This window comes from Micromonospora sp. 050-3 (genome assembly GCF_046549335.1).
GTDB classification, from domain to species: Bacteria; Actinomycetota; Actinomycetes; order Mycobacteriales; family Micromonosporaceae; genus Micromonospora; species Micromonospora trifolii.
The window spans coordinates 497,664-513,200 of the sequence record NZ_JAJPVX010000002.1 but is presented as its reverse complement, the minus strand read 5'-3'; the positions used below and the strand labels follow the sequence as shown (position 1 = coordinate 513,200).

19 protein-coding genes are annotated in these 15,537 nt (G+C 72.3%); 10 read left to right on the top strand and 9 right to left on the bottom strand.

The features are described from left to right. The 4 genes from ACLJOK_RS17395 to ACLJOK_RS17380 are packed head-to-tail and all read right to left on the bottom strand — an operon-like array spanning nt 1 to nt 2,697. Nucleotides 1–1,014, bottom strand: coding sequence for a SpoIIE family protein phosphatase (locus ACLJOK_RS17395; protein ID WP_410821521.1), 1,014 nt, complete (start codon nt 1,012–1,014; stop codon nt 1–3). Then, nucleotides 1,011–1,430 (bottom strand): anti-sigma regulatory factor, encoded by a 420-nt coding sequence (locus ACLJOK_RS17390; RefSeq protein ID WP_410819854.1) that lies wholly within the window; start codon nt 1,428–1,430, stop codon nt 1,011–1,013. The genes ACLJOK_RS17395 and ACLJOK_RS17390 overlap by 4 nt, the downstream gene beginning before the upstream one ends. Beyond that, nucleotides 1,427–1,837: an STAS domain-containing protein gene (locus ACLJOK_RS17385; RefSeq protein WP_272614759.1), complete on the bottom strand. Its 411-nt coding sequence runs from the start codon at nt 1,835–1,837 to the stop codon at nt 1,427–1,429. Before ACLJOK_RS17385 ends, ACLJOK_RS17390 begins: the two co-directional genes overlap by 4 nt. Further along, a complete protein-coding gene (locus ACLJOK_RS17380) occupies nt 1,837–2,697 on the bottom strand; it encodes an STAS domain-containing protein (RefSeq protein WP_410819853.1) in 861 nt (286 codons plus the stop codon). Before ACLJOK_RS17380 ends, ACLJOK_RS17385 begins: the two co-directional genes overlap by 1 nt. A 163-nt stretch (nt 2,698–2,860) precedes the next feature. Between ACLJOK_RS17380 and ACLJOK_RS17375 the strand changes: the two genes are divergently transcribed. Further along, complete coding sequence (locus ACLJOK_RS17375) at nt 2,861–3,217, top strand: STAS domain-containing protein (protein ID WP_091395791.1); 357 nt, start codon at nt 2,861–2,863, stop codon at nt 3,215–3,217. Between the two features lie 13 nt (nt 3,218–3,230). Here the strand turns inward: ACLJOK_RS17375 and ACLJOK_RS17370 are convergent, their stop codons facing one another. Then, nucleotides 3,231–4,511 carry an MFS transporter gene (locus tag ACLJOK_RS17370; RefSeq protein ID WP_410819852.1) on the bottom strand — a complete coding sequence of 427 codons (1,281 nt, stop codon included), beginning with the start codon at nt 4,509–4,511 and terminating at the stop codon, nt 3,231–3,233. 50 nt (nt 4,512–4,561) lie between these two features. Between ACLJOK_RS17370 and ACLJOK_RS17365 the strand changes: the two genes are divergently transcribed. The 4 genes from ACLJOK_RS17365 to ACLJOK_RS17350 all read left to right on the top strand — a co-directional run bounded on the left by ACLJOK_RS17365 (nt 4,562) and on the right by ACLJOK_RS17350 (nt 6,551). Continuing rightward, a complete protein-coding gene (locus tag ACLJOK_RS17365; RefSeq protein WP_410819851.1) occupies nt 4,562–5,278 on the top strand; it encodes a FadR/GntR family transcriptional regulator in 717 nt (238 codons plus the stop codon). 39 nt (nt 5,279–5,317) lie between these two features. Continuing rightward, nucleotides 5,318–5,791 (top strand): large conductance mechanosensitive channel protein MscL, encoded by a 474-nt coding sequence (mscL, locus tag ACLJOK_RS17360; RefSeq protein WP_410819850.1) that lies wholly within the window; start codon nt 5,318–5,320, stop codon nt 5,789–5,791. Nucleotides 5,792–5,872: 81 nt separating this feature from the next. Then, nucleotides 5,873–6,124 carry a hypothetical protein gene (locus ACLJOK_RS17355; RefSeq protein ID WP_355417069.1) on the top strand — a complete coding sequence of 84 codons (252 nt, stop codon included), beginning with the start codon at nt 5,873–5,875 and terminating at the stop codon, nt 6,122–6,124. A 55-nt stretch (nt 6,125–6,179) separates the two neighbouring features. Further along, complete coding sequence (locus ACLJOK_RS17350) at nt 6,180–6,551, top strand: hypothetical protein (RefSeq protein WP_410819849.1); 372 nt, start codon at nt 6,180–6,182, stop codon at nt 6,549–6,551. Between the two features lie 67 nt (nt 6,552–6,618). Here ACLJOK_RS17350 and ACLJOK_RS17345 read toward each other — a convergent pair whose 3' ends face one another. Continuing rightward, the gene (locus ACLJOK_RS17345) at nt 6,619–7,848 is read right to left on the bottom strand and encodes a benzoate/H(+) symporter BenE family transporter (protein WP_410819848.1); all 1,230 of its coding nucleotides are present in this window, start codon (nt 7,846–7,848) and stop codon (nt 6,619–6,621) included. Nucleotides 7,849–7,903: 55 nt separating this feature from the next. Between ACLJOK_RS17345 and ACLJOK_RS17340 the strand changes: the two genes are divergently transcribed. From ACLJOK_RS17340 to ACLJOK_RS17320, 5 genes are all read left to right on the top strand, one after another. Next, a complete protein-coding gene (locus ACLJOK_RS17340; protein WP_357364754.1) occupies nt 7,904–8,464 on the top strand; it encodes an XRE family transcriptional regulator in 561 nt (186 codons plus the stop codon). Nucleotides 8,465–8,579: 115 nt separating this feature from the next. Continuing rightward, entirely contained in the window at nt 8,580–9,299 is a 720-nt protein-coding gene (locus tag ACLJOK_RS17335) for a PP2C family protein-serine/threonine phosphatase (RefSeq protein WP_410819847.1), read from the top strand. A gap of 120 nt (nt 9,300–9,419) precedes the next feature. Continuing rightward, nucleotides 9,420–10,610, top strand: coding sequence for an enhanced intracellular survival protein Eis (eis, locus tag ACLJOK_RS17330; RefSeq protein WP_410819846.1), 1,191 nt, complete (start codon nt 9,420–9,422; stop codon nt 10,608–10,610). Nucleotides 10,611–10,664: 54 nt separating this feature from the next. Beyond that, the gene (locus ACLJOK_RS17325) at nt 10,665–11,414 is read left to right on the top strand and encodes a ZIP family metal transporter (protein ID WP_410819845.1); all 750 of its coding nucleotides are present in this window, start codon (nt 10,665–10,667) and stop codon (nt 11,412–11,414) included. A 106-nt stretch (nt 11,415–11,520) separates the two neighbouring features. Then, the gene (locus tag ACLJOK_RS17320) at nt 11,521–12,705 is read left to right on the top strand and encodes a hypothetical protein (RefSeq protein WP_410821520.1); all 1,185 of its coding nucleotides are present in this window, start codon (nt 11,521–11,523) and stop codon (nt 12,703–12,705) included. Between the two features lie 126 nt (nt 12,706–12,831). On the opposite strand, the gene ACLJOK_RS17315 is transcribed toward ACLJOK_RS17320, so the two are convergent. The 3 genes from ACLJOK_RS17315 to ACLJOK_RS17305 form a co-directional block, all read right to left on the bottom strand. Further along, on the bottom strand, nt 12,832–13,914 hold the full coding sequence (locus tag ACLJOK_RS17315) for an NAD-dependent epimerase/dehydratase family protein (RefSeq protein ID WP_410819844.1): 1,083 nt from the start codon (nt 13,912–13,914) through the stop codon (nt 12,832–12,834). A 147-nt stretch (nt 13,915–14,061) separates the two neighbouring features. Continuing rightward, complete coding sequence (locus ACLJOK_RS17310) at nt 14,062–15,111, bottom strand: GlsB/YeaQ/YmgE family stress response membrane protein (protein WP_410819843.1); 1,050 nt, start codon at nt 15,109–15,111, stop codon at nt 14,062–14,064. Next, the gene (locus ACLJOK_RS17305; protein ID WP_410819842.1) at nt 15,108–15,530 is read right to left on the bottom strand and encodes a PadR family transcriptional regulator; all 423 of its coding nucleotides are present in this window, start codon (nt 15,528–15,530) and stop codon (nt 15,108–15,110) included. The genes ACLJOK_RS17310 and ACLJOK_RS17305 overlap by 4 nt, the downstream gene beginning before the upstream one ends. Nucleotides 15,531–15,537: the final 7 nt, after the last annotated feature.

Below are 15,537 nucleotides of genomic sequence, written 5' to 3'. Positions count from 1 at the left end.
TCACGCCCAAGACCTCGCGACCAGTACGCAGGCGTCGTCACGTCGCACACCGGCGTCACGGAGCAGGGTCGCCGCCATGACCAGCGGGGATCGCTCCGCCAGGCCCGGGTAGTCGGTCATCCGCCAGCGGTCGACCACCCCGTCGCTGTGCATCACCAGCCGGGCGCCGGGACCGAACGGGTAGTCGTACTCCCGGATCGTCGGCCGTTGGTGGCCGGCGATGCCGGGCAGCGACACCAGCCCTCGACGGCGGCCGTCACCCTCGACGACCACGCCGGAGATGTTGCCCAGGCCGGCGTAGTGCAGCACACCCGCCTCCGGCACCAGCTCGGCGACCGCGAGCGCGCTGCCACGGGTGTGCGACATGCTCCGGTGCAGGTGACCGACCACCACCGCAGGTGGGCCGGCCGGAGCGTCACGGAACGCGGCCAGCGCCGCTTCGGTGGCGGCGTTGGCCAGCGGGCCGTGCCCCAGCCCGTCGCTGACCAGCACCTGGTGCCGCCCGTCGACGACCCGGACCGCGTACCCGTCGCCGCTGACCGTCTCGCCGGTGATCGGTCGGGCGAGGGCACCGGCCCAGGACGGCCGCGCCGGCTCCGCCGGCCAGACCTGCACGGCGAGGACGGTGCCCTTGCCCGGCAGCGAGTATCCGTCGAACCAACTGGCCTGCCGCACGATGGCGCCCAGACCGATGCCGAGGGTGCCGGTGGTGGAGTGCCCGTCGCGGGTGGAGACGGTCAGGTCGGCCATGCCGGGCCCGGAGTCGATGGCGATCAGCTCCACGCCGGCCTGCCCGGCGCGGCGTACCGGTCGGAGCAGCAGGACACCGTCGTCGGCGTGCTTGACCAGGTTGCTGGTCAGCTCGGCGGCGACGATGGCCAGGTCGGCGATGCGCGCCGCACCCATCTCCACCTGTGCGCCGAGGCGCTCGGCGGCCCGCCGGACGGCGCTCGCCGCGCTGCTGGCCTCCACCCGGAACCAGATGCCACTGTCGGTGACAGCGTCGCCGTTCACCTGGACCACTTGGTGACCGTGATCCGCGTGCCGCTCTCCGTCGACGTCTCGATCTGGAACTCGTCGACCAGGCGCCGCGACCCACTGAGCCCGAGGCCGAGGCCGCCGCCGCTGGTGTAGCCGTCGGTCATGGCCAGGTCGAGGTCGGCGATGCCCGGCCCGGAGTCGGCGAACACGATCTGCACGCCCTTGCGTCGGCCGTTGTCCACGACCGTCACCTCGACCGAACCGCCGCCGCCGTACACCAGGGTGTTGCGGGCCAACTCACTCGCCGCGGTGACCACCTTGGTCTGGTCGACGAGGGACAGCTTGACGGCCACCGCCACGGCGCGGACCAGCTGCCGGACGCGCACCACGTCCTCGTCGCTGCGGACCGACTGCGCCTGTGGCTGGCCCAGGTCGATGCTCGCGGTCACGGCGTGGCCGTCTCGGCGTCCGGATCGTCGTCGAGCTGGTAGTCGAGCTCGTCCGCGTGGGCCGCCGCGATCAGTTCCATGCCGCGTTCCACGTTCAGCGCGGTCCGGATGCCGTTCAGCGACAGCCCCAGTTCGACAAGGGTGATGGCGACTGCCGGACGCATGCCGACCACCACCGTCTCCGCGTCGAGCACCTTGGAGATCGACGCGATGGTGGAGAGCATCCGCCCGACGAAGGAGTCGACGATGTCCAGCGCGGTGATGTCGATGATGACGCCGTGGCAGCCGGTGTCCACGATCCGCTCGGCCAGGTCATCCTGGAGCTGAACCGCCGTCTGGTCGGACATGTCGAGCTGGATGGAGACGAGCAGGATGTCGCCGATCTTGAGGATCGGTACGCGTTCCATCAGACGGCCCGACGCGGCTGGCGGCGGGCGGTCTCCACCCCGGTGAGTCGCAGCACGTGGCGCAGCGCGTCGGCGAGGCTCGCCTTGGTGGCGATGTCGCCGAACTCGATGCCGAGCGCCACGATGGTCTGCGCGATCTGCGGACGGATGCCGGAGATGATGCAGTCGGCGCCCATCAGCCGGGCGGCCACCACGGTCTTCAGGATGTGCTGGGCGACCTGGGTGTCCACCGCCGGTACGCCGGTGATGTCGATGATCGCGTACGGCGAGCCGGTGTCGACCAGGGTCTGGAGCAGCCGCTCCATGACGACCTGGGCCCGGGCCGAGTCGAGGGTGCCGACCAGCGGCACGGCGACGACGCCCTCCCAGAGCTTGACCACCGGCGTGGAGAGTTCGAGCAGCTGCTCGGCCTGGTCGGCGATCAGGCTCTCCCGGGTGCGGACGAAGCTCTCGAAGGTGAACAGGCCCATCTCGTCGACAAGCTTCGAGAAGGCGACGTAGTCCTGGAGCGCGTTCGGGCCGCCGGCCTCCTGCACCAGCTCGGCCAGCACGTCCTTCAGCGCGAAGACGCTGATCGTGGTCTCGGTGGCGGAGAAGCCCTGCCGGGCCCGGCCACGGGACAGCTCGGAGAGCGCGGCGCGCAGTTCGGCAGCGCTGTCGGCGGACAGGTCGATGGTGCCCTGCTTGCCGGTGGCGACGATGGCACCGTGCAGGTCCTCGACCTGTCGGCGCAGCTCCGCCTGGCTCAGCCGGCCTCGCAACGAACTGGTGACGATCTCGGTCCACCGAGTCGTGACCCGTGCGTCCTGCCCGCTGAGCAGCGCGGCGAGCCGACCACTTTCTTCGGTGCTCAACGCCATTTCGAACCCCCTTGACCTGGACCGGGCGGACTCTATCACCGGGGTCTGACCAACTACTTGCCCCGTAGCAACGGAATGACGATGGCCACCGGATCACGGCTCCCGTTCTACCTCCGACCATGGTCGTGGGATACCGTTCCCCCGATAACAGGAGGTCTGGCGAATGTCGTTGACGGTGCACACGGAACAACGCGGCGACGTGGTCGTCGTGGCGGTCGCGGGCGAGCTGGACATGGCCACCGCACCGCAGCTACAGGACCAGATCACCGACCTGCTCGACAAAGGCCGCAACCGGCTGGTGTTCGACCTGGCGGACGTCTCGTTCTGCGACTCGACCGGCCTGTCGGTCTTCGTCCGCGCCAAGAACAGCTGCGACGAGGCTGGCGGCGTCGTCCGGCTGGCCGCCCCGCAGCGCGGGGTGCTGCGCATCCTCGAGGTGAGCGGGCTGGTCGAGGTGCTGCACACCTACCCGACGGTGGATGAGGCAGTCGCCGGCGAATCGACGCCGGCTTCCTCCTGACCGTCAGCGTGCGTCACTCGTCCTCGACGTAACGGGGACGAGCGATCGCCATGCCCGCCGTCGTCTGCACGGCCAGGGCGCCCAGCAGGAAGCCGATCGGCGCGGTCCAGCCGCCGGTGGCCTCGTAGAGGACGCCGACCATCAGCGGGCCGAGGGCGGCGATCACGTACCCGGTGCTCTGCGCGAACGCGGAGAGCGCGACAGTGCCCTCGGCGGTGCGGGCGCGCAGGCCGATGGCGGTCAGGATCATCGGGAACGCTCCCTGACCGATCGCCAGCAGGGCGACCCAGAGCAGCGCGGCACCGTGCGGTGCGAGCGCCAACCCCAGGTAGGCCAGCGCCGACGCGGTGGTCAGCCCGAGCACCAGCGGCCGCAGGCTGCCGAGTCGACCGGCCAGGGTGGGCATCAGCAGCGCGATCGGCACGCCGAGCGCGGTCACCCCGGCGAGCAGCAGCCCGGCCGACTCCGGCTGGTAACCGGCGTCGCGGAACAGCTGGGCCAGCCAGCCCATGATCGCGTACCCACTGAGCGACTGCGCCCCGAAGTACACGGCCATCGCCCAGCCGAGCCGGGTCCGCGCCGGCCGGACCCGCACCGGTGTGGCGACGACCGCCGTCGGGGTCGCCCGCCGCGCCGCGGCGCGGGTCCGCAGCGCCAGCGGCACCCACGGGAGTACGGCCACCGCGGCCATCGCGGCCCAGACGCCGAGCCCGGCCCGCCACGACCCGAAGGCGTGCGCGATCGGCACCGCGGAGGCGGCGGCCACCGTCGTGCCCACTGTCAACGCCATCGTGTACGCCCCGGTGACCAGGCCGGTGCGGTGCGGGAAGTGCTGCTTGACGAGCATCGGCAGCAGGATGTTGGCGACCGCGATGCCGGACAGCGCCAGCGCGCTGGTGAGTACGAAGATCAGGACCGAGTCGGTGGCGACCCGGAGCACCTGGCCGACGGCGAGGGCGAGCATGGCGACCACCAGCACCCGGGCCGGTGCCACCCGGCGGACCAGCCACGGGGTGAGCGCGCCGAGGCCGGCGAACGCGATGGTCGGCAGGGTGGTGACCAGACCGGCGGTGACGCCGGAGAGGCCCAGCCCGTCGCGGACCTCGTCGAGCAGTGCGCCGAGGCTCGTCACCACGGCACGCAGGTTGAGCGCGACCAGCAGCATCCCGACCAGCACCAGCGCGCCACCGGTCGCCGGGTGCGTCCGCCGGCCGGCACCGGGGTCCCGCGTCGGGCGAGGGTCGGCGGCGGCGGGGGCGGGCAGCGCCGGAGCGGCGGTTGGTGGCGGGGTCATGACCTCTAACCTACAATCATGGGATGAATTTGGGACCGGTGATGTAACCAGTGCCACCGTCGGTTGATTTCCCCACCGCGCCTCCGGTGCCGCCCAGCGGTCAGCCCGCCGTGCCGCCCCGCGGCCACCGGGTCCGGCAGACCACCGAGCAACTCCGCGCCCGGATCCTCGGCGGCGAATGGCCTGTCGGCGGGCGCATCCCCACCGAGCCACAACTGGTCGCCGCGCTGGGCGTCGGGCGCAACACTGTCCGCGAGGCGGTCCGCGCCCTGGTGCACGCCGGGGTGCTGGAGTGCCGGCAGGGCTCCGGCACCTACGTGGTGTCCACCGACGAACTGGCACCGGTGGTCGCCCGCCGGCTCGGCGACGACCGGATGACCGAGGTCATCGAGGTACGCCGCGCCTTCGAGGTGGAGGCCGCCCGGCTCGCCGCGCTGAGGCGTACGCCGGAAGACCTGGCGGCGCTCGACGGCGCGCTCGCCCAGCGCGAGGCCGCCTGGCACGGCGGCCGGGTCGACGCGTTCGTCGAGGCCGACGCGGCACTGCACACGGCGGTGGTCGCCGCCGCGCACAACACCATGCTCGCCGAGCTGTACGCCTCGGTGGGCACCGCCCTGCGCAGCACTGTCGCCCAGGCCATGGGTGGGGCGCTCACCCCCGAGCGCTACGTCGACCACACCCGGTTGGTCGAGGCGATCCGGGCCGGAGATCCCGGCCGGGCGGCGCTCGAAGCCGGCGCTTTTCTGGAACCCGCCGAACGGGCATAGGTTGTGCCCGACAGAAAAGCGGACACCTCGGGAGTACGAATGCTCAAGGGCTTCAAAGACTTCATCATGCGCGGCAACGTCGTCGACCTGGCTGTCGGTGTCGTCATCGGCGCCGCGTTCACGGGCGTGGTCACCCAGCTCACCAAGTCGTTCCTCGAACCGCTGGTCCGGGTGATCATCGTGTTGATCACCGGGAACAAGAACGGCCTCACCGGCTCGATCCCCACGTTCCGGGAGATCCCGTTCGACTGGGTGGCGTTCGTCAACGCGGTGATCACTTTCCTGCTGACCGCGCTGGCGCTCTACTTCCTGGTCGTCTACCCGATGAACCGGCTGGCCGAGCGGCGCAAGCGGGGCGAGGAGCCGCCGCCCTCCGCGCCGAGCGAGGAGGTCAAGCTGCTCACCGAGATCCGGGACGCCCTGGTCTCCGCCGGCCACACCACCCCGGGCCAGCAGCGCGGGGCGCTGGACGACGTGCTGGGCCGGCGTCCCGAGCCGCCGACGCAGCGCTGACCCGAACGGATGCACATCGGCCCCTGTGGGATTCCCGCAGGGGCCGCACCTTCTCGTACGTGTGTTCGATAGAGTCCCGCCATGGAGCAGCGAAAGCACTGGTGGAACGGGAAGTGGGGGCGGCTGGCCCGGCGGGACGTCTTCCTGCGGGTGGACGCCGACCGGTGGCACGTCGAGCAGCGCGCCGGCGGCGCCGAGGGCATCTCCCGTTTCTACGAGTACGGCAGTGCGGACGAAGCCGAGGACACCGTCCGGGCGCTGCTCGACGGCCCGGACACCTGGCGGGAGTTGTCCCCCCGCCCGCCCAGCGGCTGGACCCTCCCGAACGGCTGAGTGGGCGGGCGGGCGGCGGCGTTTAGCGGCGCGCCGCCCTGGGAACCGCAGCGGGATGGACCAGCAGGACGAGCAGCAGGCGACCATCTCGCGGATCACCACCGGGATGCCGGTGATCGACTCAGCCGGCACCGAGGTCGGGACCGTGGACCTCGTCCAGCGGGGTGACCCGAACGCGGTGACCGTCCAGACACCGACCGCCGACCCGGGCAGCAGCCTGGACGAGCTGATCGAGGCGACTGCGGTCGAGGAACCGGACGTCCCGGCCGATCTGGCGGCGCGGCTGCTGCACAGCGGCTACCTGAAGGTCTCGACCAACCTGGCCCGTACCGGCGCGGTCTACGTACCGGCCGACCGGATCGGGTCGGTGGCCGACGGCCGGGTCCTCCTGGCTGTCGGGGTGGCCGACCTGCCGCCCGAGGAGTGACCCCAGCGCCCTGATCGACTCGGGTTCACGGAAATCGGGGCCTCCGGAGCCTCGGGACAGCCCGACTTCATGAAACCCGAGTGGATCTTCCGGGCGCCGCGGGGGCAGGCTGCTCCGGCGCGACCGGCTGCTCCGGCGCGGCGGGCTGGCGGCGGTGGAAGAGCAGCAGCATCAGGCAGCCGGCGACCAGGCCCCAGAACGCGCCGCCCACGCCGATCAGCGTCACCCCGGACGCGGTCACCACGAAGGTGACCACGGCGGCCTCGCGGGTCGCCGGGTCGGTCACCGCCGAGGCGAGCGCGGTGGCGAGGGCGCCCAGTAGCGCCAGCCCCGCGACCGCCTCGATGAGGATCGGCGGGGCGACCGCCACCAGCGTGGTGGCCACCCCGGCGCCCAGGCCGAGCACTGCCAGCCCAGCGCCCGCGGTGACCGAGGCGATCCACCGGCGCTCCGGGTCGGGGTGCGCGTCGGGGCCGGCGGCCAGCGCGGCGGTGATCGCCGCGAGGTTCACCGCGTGCCCGCCGGCCGGGGCGGCGAGCAGACTGGCCAGACCGGTGGTCCGCAACGCCGCGCCGAACGGCGGCCGGTAGCCGTAGCCGACCAGCACCGCCATGCCGGGTACGTTCTGCGCGGCCATGGTGACCAGGAACAGCGGCAGGGCCAGTCCGACCAGTGCGGACGCGTTCCAGGCCGGCGCGGTCAGCGTGACGGACGGGATCAGCGCGGCACCGGTCAGGCCGGCCGGCGGTGCGGTCAGTGCGATCGCCGCCACCGCCACCACCAGCGCGCCGGGCACCGCCCAGCGGCGGGCGAACCGGTGCAGCAGCAGCCAGCCGACGACCACCGGCCCGGCCACCACCGGCAGTTCGACCAGCGCGCGGACCGGGGCGGTGCACAGCGGCAGCAGTACCCCGGCGAGCATCGCGCCGGCCACCGGCTTGGGGATGGCTGCCACCGCACGGCCGAGTGGCGGGAACAACCCGGCCGCGACGATCAGCGCACCGGAGACGAGGAAGGCGCCGACCGCCACCGGCCATCCGCCGGGCGGCGGCCCGGTCGCCACCAGCAGCGCCGCGCCCGGAGTGGACCAGGCCGCGCTCATCGGGATCCGGTACCGCCAGCCCAGCCAGACGGCGACGAACCCGCTAGCCACGCAGAGAGCGAGCAGGCCGGAGGCGGCCTGCGCGTCCGACGCGCCCGCCGCTCGGAGCCCGGCAAGCACGACGGTGAACGAGCTGGCGAAGCCCACCAGCGCGGTCACCACCCCCGCCAGCACTGGTTGCACGCGTCCGGCCACCCCACCCTCCCGACTGTTCCGTTTACGGAACGGAAGCGTGTAGCACGATAGCCGGGTGCCGCACCCACCACCAGCCCCGCGCCCGGGCCTCGACGTGGACCCCGCCGTCGTCGGGCGCCGGGTCCGCGCCCTGCGCGAGGAGCAGGGGATCTCGCTGTCCACACTCGCCCGGCTCGCCGGCGTCGGAAAGGCCACCCTCTCCGGCCTGGAGCACGGCACCCGCAACCCGACCCTGGAGACGCTCTGGGCGGTCACCGCGCAGCTCGGCGTACCGCTGACGGCGGTGCTGGCGGAGCCGGCCGCCGGGCCCACTGTGCACGGCACCGCTGTCACCGCGACCCTGCTGGAGGTCTTCACCGACACCGACGCGACCTACGAGCTGTACCGGATGCGGGTCGCGCCCGGCCCCGGCCAGCTCTCCCCCGCCCACCCGGCGGGAGTCACCGAGCACGTCACGGTCTTCGCCGGGGTGCTGCGCGCCGGGCCGGCCGACGCGCCGCTGACCGCCCCGGCCGGCGGTCACCTCCGCTGGGTGTCGGACGTGCCACACAGCTACGCGGCGGTGGGTGACGAGGAGGTCGCCGCCAGCCTGCTCCTGCGCTATCCGCGCCGCTGAGACCCCGCCGATCGGTCACGGAACGTCGGCCCGGTCGACGAAAATCGCAATCATTTCTCGACCTAGGTAGGAGGCGTAGAGACGAATGCGGGTTGTTCTTGGCAAGCTTGACCCCATGACGCTGATCCTCCGCTCGGTCATCCTCAACGACATCGGCTTGGTGCGCACCAACAACGAGGACTCCGCCCTCGCCGGTGACCGCCTGATCGCCGTCGCCGACGGCATGGGTGGGCTGCCTGCGGGCGAGGTGGCGAGCGAGATCGTGATCCGGATCCTGGACGAACTGGCTCCGCCCACCGACCCCGACGGCGCCGCCGACGCCCTGCGTGCCGTGGTCAGCACCGCCAACCAGCGCATCCACGCCGCCATCACCGTCGACCCGAGCCGGGACGGCATGGGTACGACGCTCACCGCGGCACTGCTGGCCGGGGAGACGCTGGTGCTGGCCCAGGTGGGCGACTCCCGCTGCTACCTCCTACGCGAGGGGGAGCTGACCCAGCTCACCCGGGACGACACGTTCGTGCAGGCGCTTGTCGATCAGGGCACCCTCTCTCCGGAGCAGGCCCGCCACCACCCGCAGCGGTCCCTGGTGACCCGGGCCGTGCAGGGCGCCGACACCCCACCCGCGATCGGGGTGCTCACCGTCGTCCCCGGCGACCGGCTGCTGCTGTGCAGCGACGGGCTCTCCGACTACGTCGAGGACGAGGCCATCGCCACGGCCCTGGGCATGTACGCGGACCGTCAGCAGTGCGGTGAGCAGTTGGTGAAGCTGGCCCACCACGCCGGTGCGCCGGACAACGTCACAGTCGTGGTCTCCGACGTCGTCGCCCGCTGACCCGTACGGCTCACTCGGCGGCCCACCCGAACCGACTGGTTCGGGTTCCGCCGGCCGCAGCGGGTCGTGGATCGGGCCAATCAGGTTGCTGCGACCCGCGCGGCGGGTTGAGATGGGCGAATGACCATCCGCCGGGTGACCGACGACGACCGTCTCACCACCAGCTTCCCGCTGGCCGCGTACGCCTTCGAGTCCTCGCCGCTCAGTGCTGCCCGCACCGCCGAGTTCCGCGACTATCTGCCCTACAACCAGGGCAACCGGACGCTGATCGCCGAGGAGGACGGCACCACGTTGGCCGCCGTCTCGGCCATCCCGATGCGACAGAACCTGCGCGGGGTGGTGCTGCCGATGGCAGGTGTCGCCGGAGTGGCAACCCATCCGCTGGCCCGCCGGCAGGGGCACGTCCGGACGTTGCTGCACCAACTCCTCGACGAGATGCGCGACGAGGGTCATCCGCTCAGCGCGCTCTATCCGTTCCGGCCCAGCTTCTACGCCCGGTTCGGTTACGTCGGGCTGCCCAAGCCACGCCGGGTCACCTTCGCTCCGGCCAACCTGGCCGCGCTGCTCCGGGTGGAGCTGCCCGGCGAGGTCGGCTGGGAACGCGTCGCGGCCGGCTATCCGGCGTGGCGGGCGTTCACCGAACGCAACCTTCAGGAACGACACGGCTTCGCGATCTTCCCGGACCACCGGGCGATCGGGATGCGCGACCGTGACGAGTACTGGCTGCTCACCGCCCGGGTCGGCGGGGAGGTCACCGGAGCGGTGACCTACCGGATCGACGAACACGGCGGCACGCTGCACGGCAACGAACTGCTGGTCACCGACCCGCTCGCGCGGACGCTGCTGTTGCAGTTCTTCGCCCGGCACGTCGACCAGATCGAGCGGATCACCGTTCAGGTTCCGCCCGACGAGTTGCCCGAGCTGTGGCTGACCGACCTGGACGTGCACGTCGAGGCCCGCACGGCCGTGCCGGGTTCGTCCGCGCCGATGGCCCGGCTGCTGTCGCTGGACGCGTTGAGCGGGCTGCCCGCCGGCCCGGGCCGGGTGCGGATAGAGCTGACCGGGGACCGCTGGCTGGCCGGCACCCACCTGCTCGACGGCACGACCGGCGCGCTGGAACTTGTCGACGACACCACCGGCCGCGCGCCGACCGCCACGCTCACCGCCGCCGGGCTCTCCGCCCTCGCGTACGGGGTGCTGGACCCGGCCGAGCTGCCGCTACGCGGTCTGGGCGAGGTGCCTGTGGACGCCGCCACGGAGTTGCGCGGCCTCTTTCCCCGCCGGGTGCCGTACCTCTTCGCCGACTTCTGAGCCCTCCTCACAATCGGGTTTGTCGCTCCGGCGACAGTGGGTACGGTCCCGCGAATGCCGGAGTGGTTACAGGCGGGTGGATGGGGGCTGCTGGCCGGGTCGGCGCTGCTGATCGGGGCGGCGGTCGGCTGGTTCGCCCGGGTGCCGCAGCGCGTCATCGCGTCGATCATGGCGTTCGGCGCGGGGGTGTTGCTCTCCGCCGTGTCGTTCGAGTTGATCGCCGAGGCGCACGCGCAGGGCGGGCTGCTGCCCACAGTTCTCGGCGCCGCCGTCGGTGCTGTGGTCTACACGGTGGCCAACCTGGTTCTCGCCCGGCGCGGCGCCCGGCACCGGAAGCGGTCCGGCGACCAACAGCCCTCCGAGGGCGAGCAGCCCGGCTCCGGGTCGGCGCTCGCTGTCGGCGCGCTGCTCGACGGCGTACCGGAATCGGTAGTGATCGGCGCCAGCCTGCTCAGTGGCGGCGCGGTCAGCCTGGTCACTGTGGCGGCGGTGTTCCTCAGCAACGTGCCGGAGGGGCTTTCCAGCGCGGCCGGCATGCGCCAGGCCGGCCGCACCCGACGGTACGTGTTCCTGCTCTGGACCGGGATCGCGCTGATCAGTGGCGTCGCCGCGCTGGTCGGCAACACGCTGCTGGGTGGCGCGCCGCCGGAGGTGCTGGCCGCCATCACCGCGTTGGCCGCCGGGGCGATCCTCGCCATGATCACCGACACAATGGTCCCGGAGGCGTTCGAGAACGCGCACCTACTGGTCGGGCTGATCACGGTCGCCGGCTTCCTGACCGCCTTCGCCCTCTCCCACACCTGACGCGCCTGACCGGCGGGCGGGCACCCGGCGCGGCTTAGCTGCGCATTAAACCGGCCCGGCGGATTCGTCGCGATGCCGTCGCGGCTCCTAGCATCACGGGGTGCGCATGACGTCGCTTGCCGCTCTCCTCGTCCTCGGTGTCGCCACCGCGACCCTGCCCGCCTGCGCGCCCAACGACCCGGCCCCCGCGTTCGAGGCCGGCTCGACCGCCTCGCCGACGGCGCTGCCGACCGGCGGTCAGGGCGACGCGCCCGGGGCTCGCGACGGCCTCGGCGGCCCGGGGGCCAGCGCCAGCCCGAAGCCCGCCAACAAGGTGCTCGCCGCCGGCAACCCGAACGGCAGGGCCACCGTGCCGGCCGAGGCGCGGGCGGTGGACACCTCGAAGCCGACCCGGACCATCGGCACCGGCACCCCGGCGAGCTGCACCTCCGCGTCGGTCGTGAAGGCCGTCGCGGCCGGCGGTGTCATCACGTTCAACTGTGGACCGGCCCCGGTGACGATCAAGATGGCCGCCACCGCGAAGGTGCGCAACGCCAACGGGCCGAAGATCGTGCTGGACGGCGGCGGCACTGTCACGCTGAGCGGCCAGGGGCAGCGCCGCATCCTCTACATGAACACCTGCGACGAGGCCCAGGGCTTCACCACCTCGCACTGCCAGAACCAGGATCACCCGCAGCTCACTGTGCAGAACCTGACCTTCGCCGACGGCAACTCCACCGGCGAGAAGGCCGAGGGCGGCGGCGGTGGGGCGATCTTCGTCCGCGGCGGGCGGCTCAAGGTGGTCAACTCACGCTTCGTCCGCAACCGCTGCGACCGCACCGGCCCCGACCTGGGTGGCGCGGCCGTTCGGGTACTGAGCCAGTACGAGAACAAGCCGGTGTACGTGGTGGGCAGCACCTTCGACGGCGGTTCCTGCTCCAACGGAGGGGCGCTGAGCAGCATCGGCGTGTCGTGGGTGGTGCTGAACAGCCTGCTCAGGAACAACGAGGCGATCGGCAGCGGCGCCAACCCGGCAAAGTCCGGCACGCCCGGCGGCGGCAGCGGCGGCGCGATCTACTGCGACGGCAACGAGTTCACCGTACGGATCGCCGGCACGATCATCGAGAACAACAAGGCCAACGAGGGCGGCGGCGCGGTCTTCTTCGTGAGCAACAACCGCACCGGCACGATGAGGATCGAAAACTCGACCCTGCGCCGCAACCCCAGCGCCAAGTTCGAGACCCGCGGCTTCCCCGGCATCTTCTTCCTGGGCGCCCGCAACCCCACGGTCACCAACTCCAAGCTCTCCTAACCCGGCCGCGCCGCGCGCCCGTGGCCCGCGCGCCCGTGGCCCGCGCCGGTGATCAAGAGGTTTCGGTCATCGGGGCGGCGTTTTCTGACCGAAAGCTCTTGATCAGCGAGCCGGGTGCGGGGTCGGTCAGTAGGGGTTCCCTTCGCCCGGGGGGCGGGCGTGGAGGAGGGCGGCGGGGCGGCCGGGCAGGTCCCGTGCGCCGGACATCGGCGGGCTTGCCGTGTGGTCTCCCTCGGCCATTCCGGCGAAGAGTTCCTTGAGCGCCGTCAGCGCACTGATCTTGGGCTGCCAACCCAACTCGGTCTCCGCGCGCTCGCTGGACATCAGCGGGGCGTTCAGACCCAGCTCCACCCAGCCCGCGTCGACCGGTTGCAGCCGCGCCCGCCAGGTCAGCGCCGCCGCCGCTCGCAACACCGGCGCGGCGACCGGCACCGTCCAACCATGGAAGTGCCGGGCCACCAGCTCCGGAGTGAGCACCGGGTCCGCGGCGACATTGAAGGCGCCGCGCGCATCACCCAACACCGCCCGGGCGTACGCGTCAGCCACGTCATCGGCGTGCACCGCCTGCATCCGCAACCGGCGGTTCGTCGGCACCAGCGGAATCCGGCCGAAGCGCAGCAGCCGCACCGGCGCCAACGGGCCGAGGAAGTAACGCGTGATCTCCGCACCGGCGGCCCGTTGGAAGATCAGCCCGGGGCGCATCCGCACCACCCGCAGCGTCGGGTGATCCCGTTCGACCCCGTCAAGCAGCGCCTCCACCTCCGCCTTGTGCTCGCTGTACGACGAACCGGGCACACCGGTAGCGGGCCACCGCTCGCTGATCGGGTGGTCCTTCGGGCCGGGCGCGTAGGTGCCGACCGACGAGGCGTACACCAGGGCCGGCACACCGGCCTGGACCACCGCGTTGATCACCGCCCGGCTGCCCTCGACGTTGGTTCGGCGCAGCACCCGCTGGTCGTGGCTGGGCTGGATCTGCCAGGCCAGGTGCACCACCGCGTCCGCACCCGCGAACACCTCGGCGAGCTGCCCGACCGCGCCCGGCGCGCCGATGTCACAGGAGTGCCACTCCACCTGGTCGTACGGCTCGCCGGCATCCGGGCCAGGCAACCGCCGAACGACACCGGCCAGTTCCACGCCCCGCTCCCGGCGCAGCCGCCGCAGCACCGCCGTACCGACGTTGCCGCTCGCCCCCACTACCACGATCCGCATGCCCGACCCCGTACCCGCCCAGCAGCAGCTCAACCACCCACCGGCCAGCGTCGCGCGCGGCTTGATCCACTCGACTTCCTGAAAGTCGCGGCATCCGCGCGCCCAGGACAGCCCGACTTCCGGAATCCCGAGTCGATCCCGCCGAAGTCAGGTCCCTGTCATCGCAGTCGAGCGGTGTCCGCAGGTCGGGCAGGCGTCGTCGAGCACTCGTCGACGTACGGTCCGGTGTCGGGCGGCCTGGCCGGCGAGGGCTGCCGCAAGCAACGCCGCGCCGACGAGGAGGATCGACCCGGCTGTGACGGCAAAGGCCGTCGGGGTGGGTCCGCCTCCGCTGGTACCCCAGGTCGCCTGGCTGAGCTGGTCGGCGCCGAGGAGGCCGGCCGGGGTGGCCAGCAGCAGGGTCGCCCAGAGGCCGGCGTCGTCGGCTCGCAGGGCGCGACCGAGGCCGACGAGCAGGACCAGTGCGAACATCAACCCCCCGGCCATCGCCAGCAACTCAGGGGTCGAGCCGTACGAGGTGAACATGTTCCCGCCGTTCTCGGCGGCGCTGAATGCCACCGATGCGGCCGTCACGCAGCCTGCCGTGAGCGGCGGCAGGCTACGCGCGACCCAACCGCGATGGGAGGGCAGTGCGAGCGTGGCCAGGCCGAGCGCGACGGCGGGGGCCAGCACGAAAAGCGGCGGCCCAGGCTGTCCGGTGACGGCGGCAACTGGCGGCACGGCGACGGTCAGTAGGAGACCACCGGCTGCGACGGTTCGGGCCCAGGGCCCGGGCAGCGCCGTGGCGGTGAGGCCGACGACCAGCCAGCCCAGCCAGATCACCGCGCCGAGGGTCTGGAACGGACCAACCGGGTCCAGCCGAGCGAAACGTGGATCTTCGAACTCGACCTGCAGGAGCAGCAAGGCGGAGACCGCAACCAGGGTGCTCAGCGCGGCGGTCGCGGCCAGCGGGAGAGCCGCAACCAGCCCGAGAGCGCCGTACCCGCGCAGTCGCTCCCGGAGCCCGGCGCCGAGCAGATCGACGGCGTCGTGTGGGGATGGCCAGCGCCGCCCCGGATCAACTGTGTCGAGGTACGTCCCGACGATCTCGTCGCCCCGCTCGGCCTGGTAGTCACCCGGGTAGGCCCACAGCAGCCGCCGGTAGCGGGACTCCAGCGACGACCCGGCCTGTCCCTGCGCGGGATTGGGCTGGTTCATGCCGGGCCTCCGGTCGGTCGAAGGATGGGGCGGGCGGCTGTTCCGGGGATGTCGAGAGGGCCGCGGGAGGTGCCGTCGGCGGTGCGGGTGCCCGCAGGTCGGGCACGTAACCGCTGCGTGGCGGCCTCGACGTTGCGGCGTAGTCGTTCGGTCTCGGCGCTGAGCACGGACCGGCCGGCTTCGGTGAGCCGGTAGTAGCGGCGCAGCCGCCCCTCGACGACCTCCTCGTGGGCCCGCTCGACCAGCCCTTCGTCGGTGAGGCGGTCGAGTGCGCCGTAGAGGGTGCCGGGCCGCAGCGCCAGCCGCCCACCGGAGAGGGCCGCGACGTCGCTGATGATGCCGTAGCCATGCATGGGTTCCCGCGCCAGGGCGGTGAGGATCAGGAAGGTGGGTTCCCGCAGGGGCGCCGGTGTGGCCATGACGTCA

Bases quoted from the DNA above. Each gene is read 5' to 3' on its own strand.
- ACLJOK_RS17305 (WP_410819842.1), bottom strand. From the start codon at position 15,530: ATGGCCACACCGGCGCCCCTGCGGGAACCCACCTTCCTGATCCTCACC.
- ACLJOK_RS17320 (WP_410821520.1), top strand. From the start codon at position 11,521: ATGACGTCGCTTGCCGCTCTCCTCGTCCTCGGTGTCGCCACCGCGACC.
- ACLJOK_RS17375 (WP_091395791.1), top strand. From the start codon at position 2,861: ATGTCGTTGACGGTGCACACGGAACAACGCGGCGACGTGGTCGTCGTG.
- ACLJOK_RS17385 (WP_272614759.1), bottom strand. From the start codon at position 1,837: ATGGAACGCGTACCGATCCTCAAGATCGGCGACATCCTGCTCGTCTCC.
- ACLJOK_RS17315 (WP_410819844.1), bottom strand. From the start codon at position 13,914: ATGCGGATCGTGGTAGTGGGGGCGAGCGGCAACGTCGGTACGGCGGTG.
- ACLJOK_RS17310 (WP_410819843.1), bottom strand. From the start codon at position 15,111: ATGAACCAGCCCAATCCCGCGCAGGGACAGGCCGGGTCGTCGCTGGAG.
- ACLJOK_RS17370 (WP_410819852.1), bottom strand. From the start codon at position 4,511: ATGACCCCGCCACCAACCGCCGCTCCGGCGCTGCCCGCCCCCGCCGCC.
- mscL (WP_410819850.1), top strand. From the start codon at position 5,318: ATGCTCAAGGGCTTCAAAGACTTCATCATGCGCGGCAACGTCGTCGAC.
- ACLJOK_RS17325 (WP_410819845.1), top strand. From the start codon at position 10,665: ATGCCGGAGTGGTTACAGGCGGGTGGATGGGGGCTGCTGGCCGGGTCG.
- eis (WP_410819846.1), top strand. From the start codon at position 9,420: ATGACCATCCGCCGGGTGACCGACGACGACCGTCTCACCACCAGCTTC.
- ACLJOK_RS17355 (WP_355417069.1), top strand. From the start codon at position 5,873: ATGGAGCAGCGAAAGCACTGGTGGAACGGGAAGTGGGGGCGGCTGGCC.
- ACLJOK_RS17350 (WP_410819849.1), top strand. From the start codon at position 6,180: ATGGACCAGCAGGACGAGCAGCAGGCGACCATCTCGCGGATCACCACC.
- ACLJOK_RS17335 (WP_410819847.1), top strand. From the start codon at position 8,580: ATGACGCTGATCCTCCGCTCGGTCATCCTCAACGACATCGGCTTGGTG.
- ACLJOK_RS17380 (WP_410819853.1), bottom strand. From the start codon at position 2,697: ATGGCGTTGAGCACCGAAGAAAGTGGTCGGCTCGCCGCGCTGCTCAGC.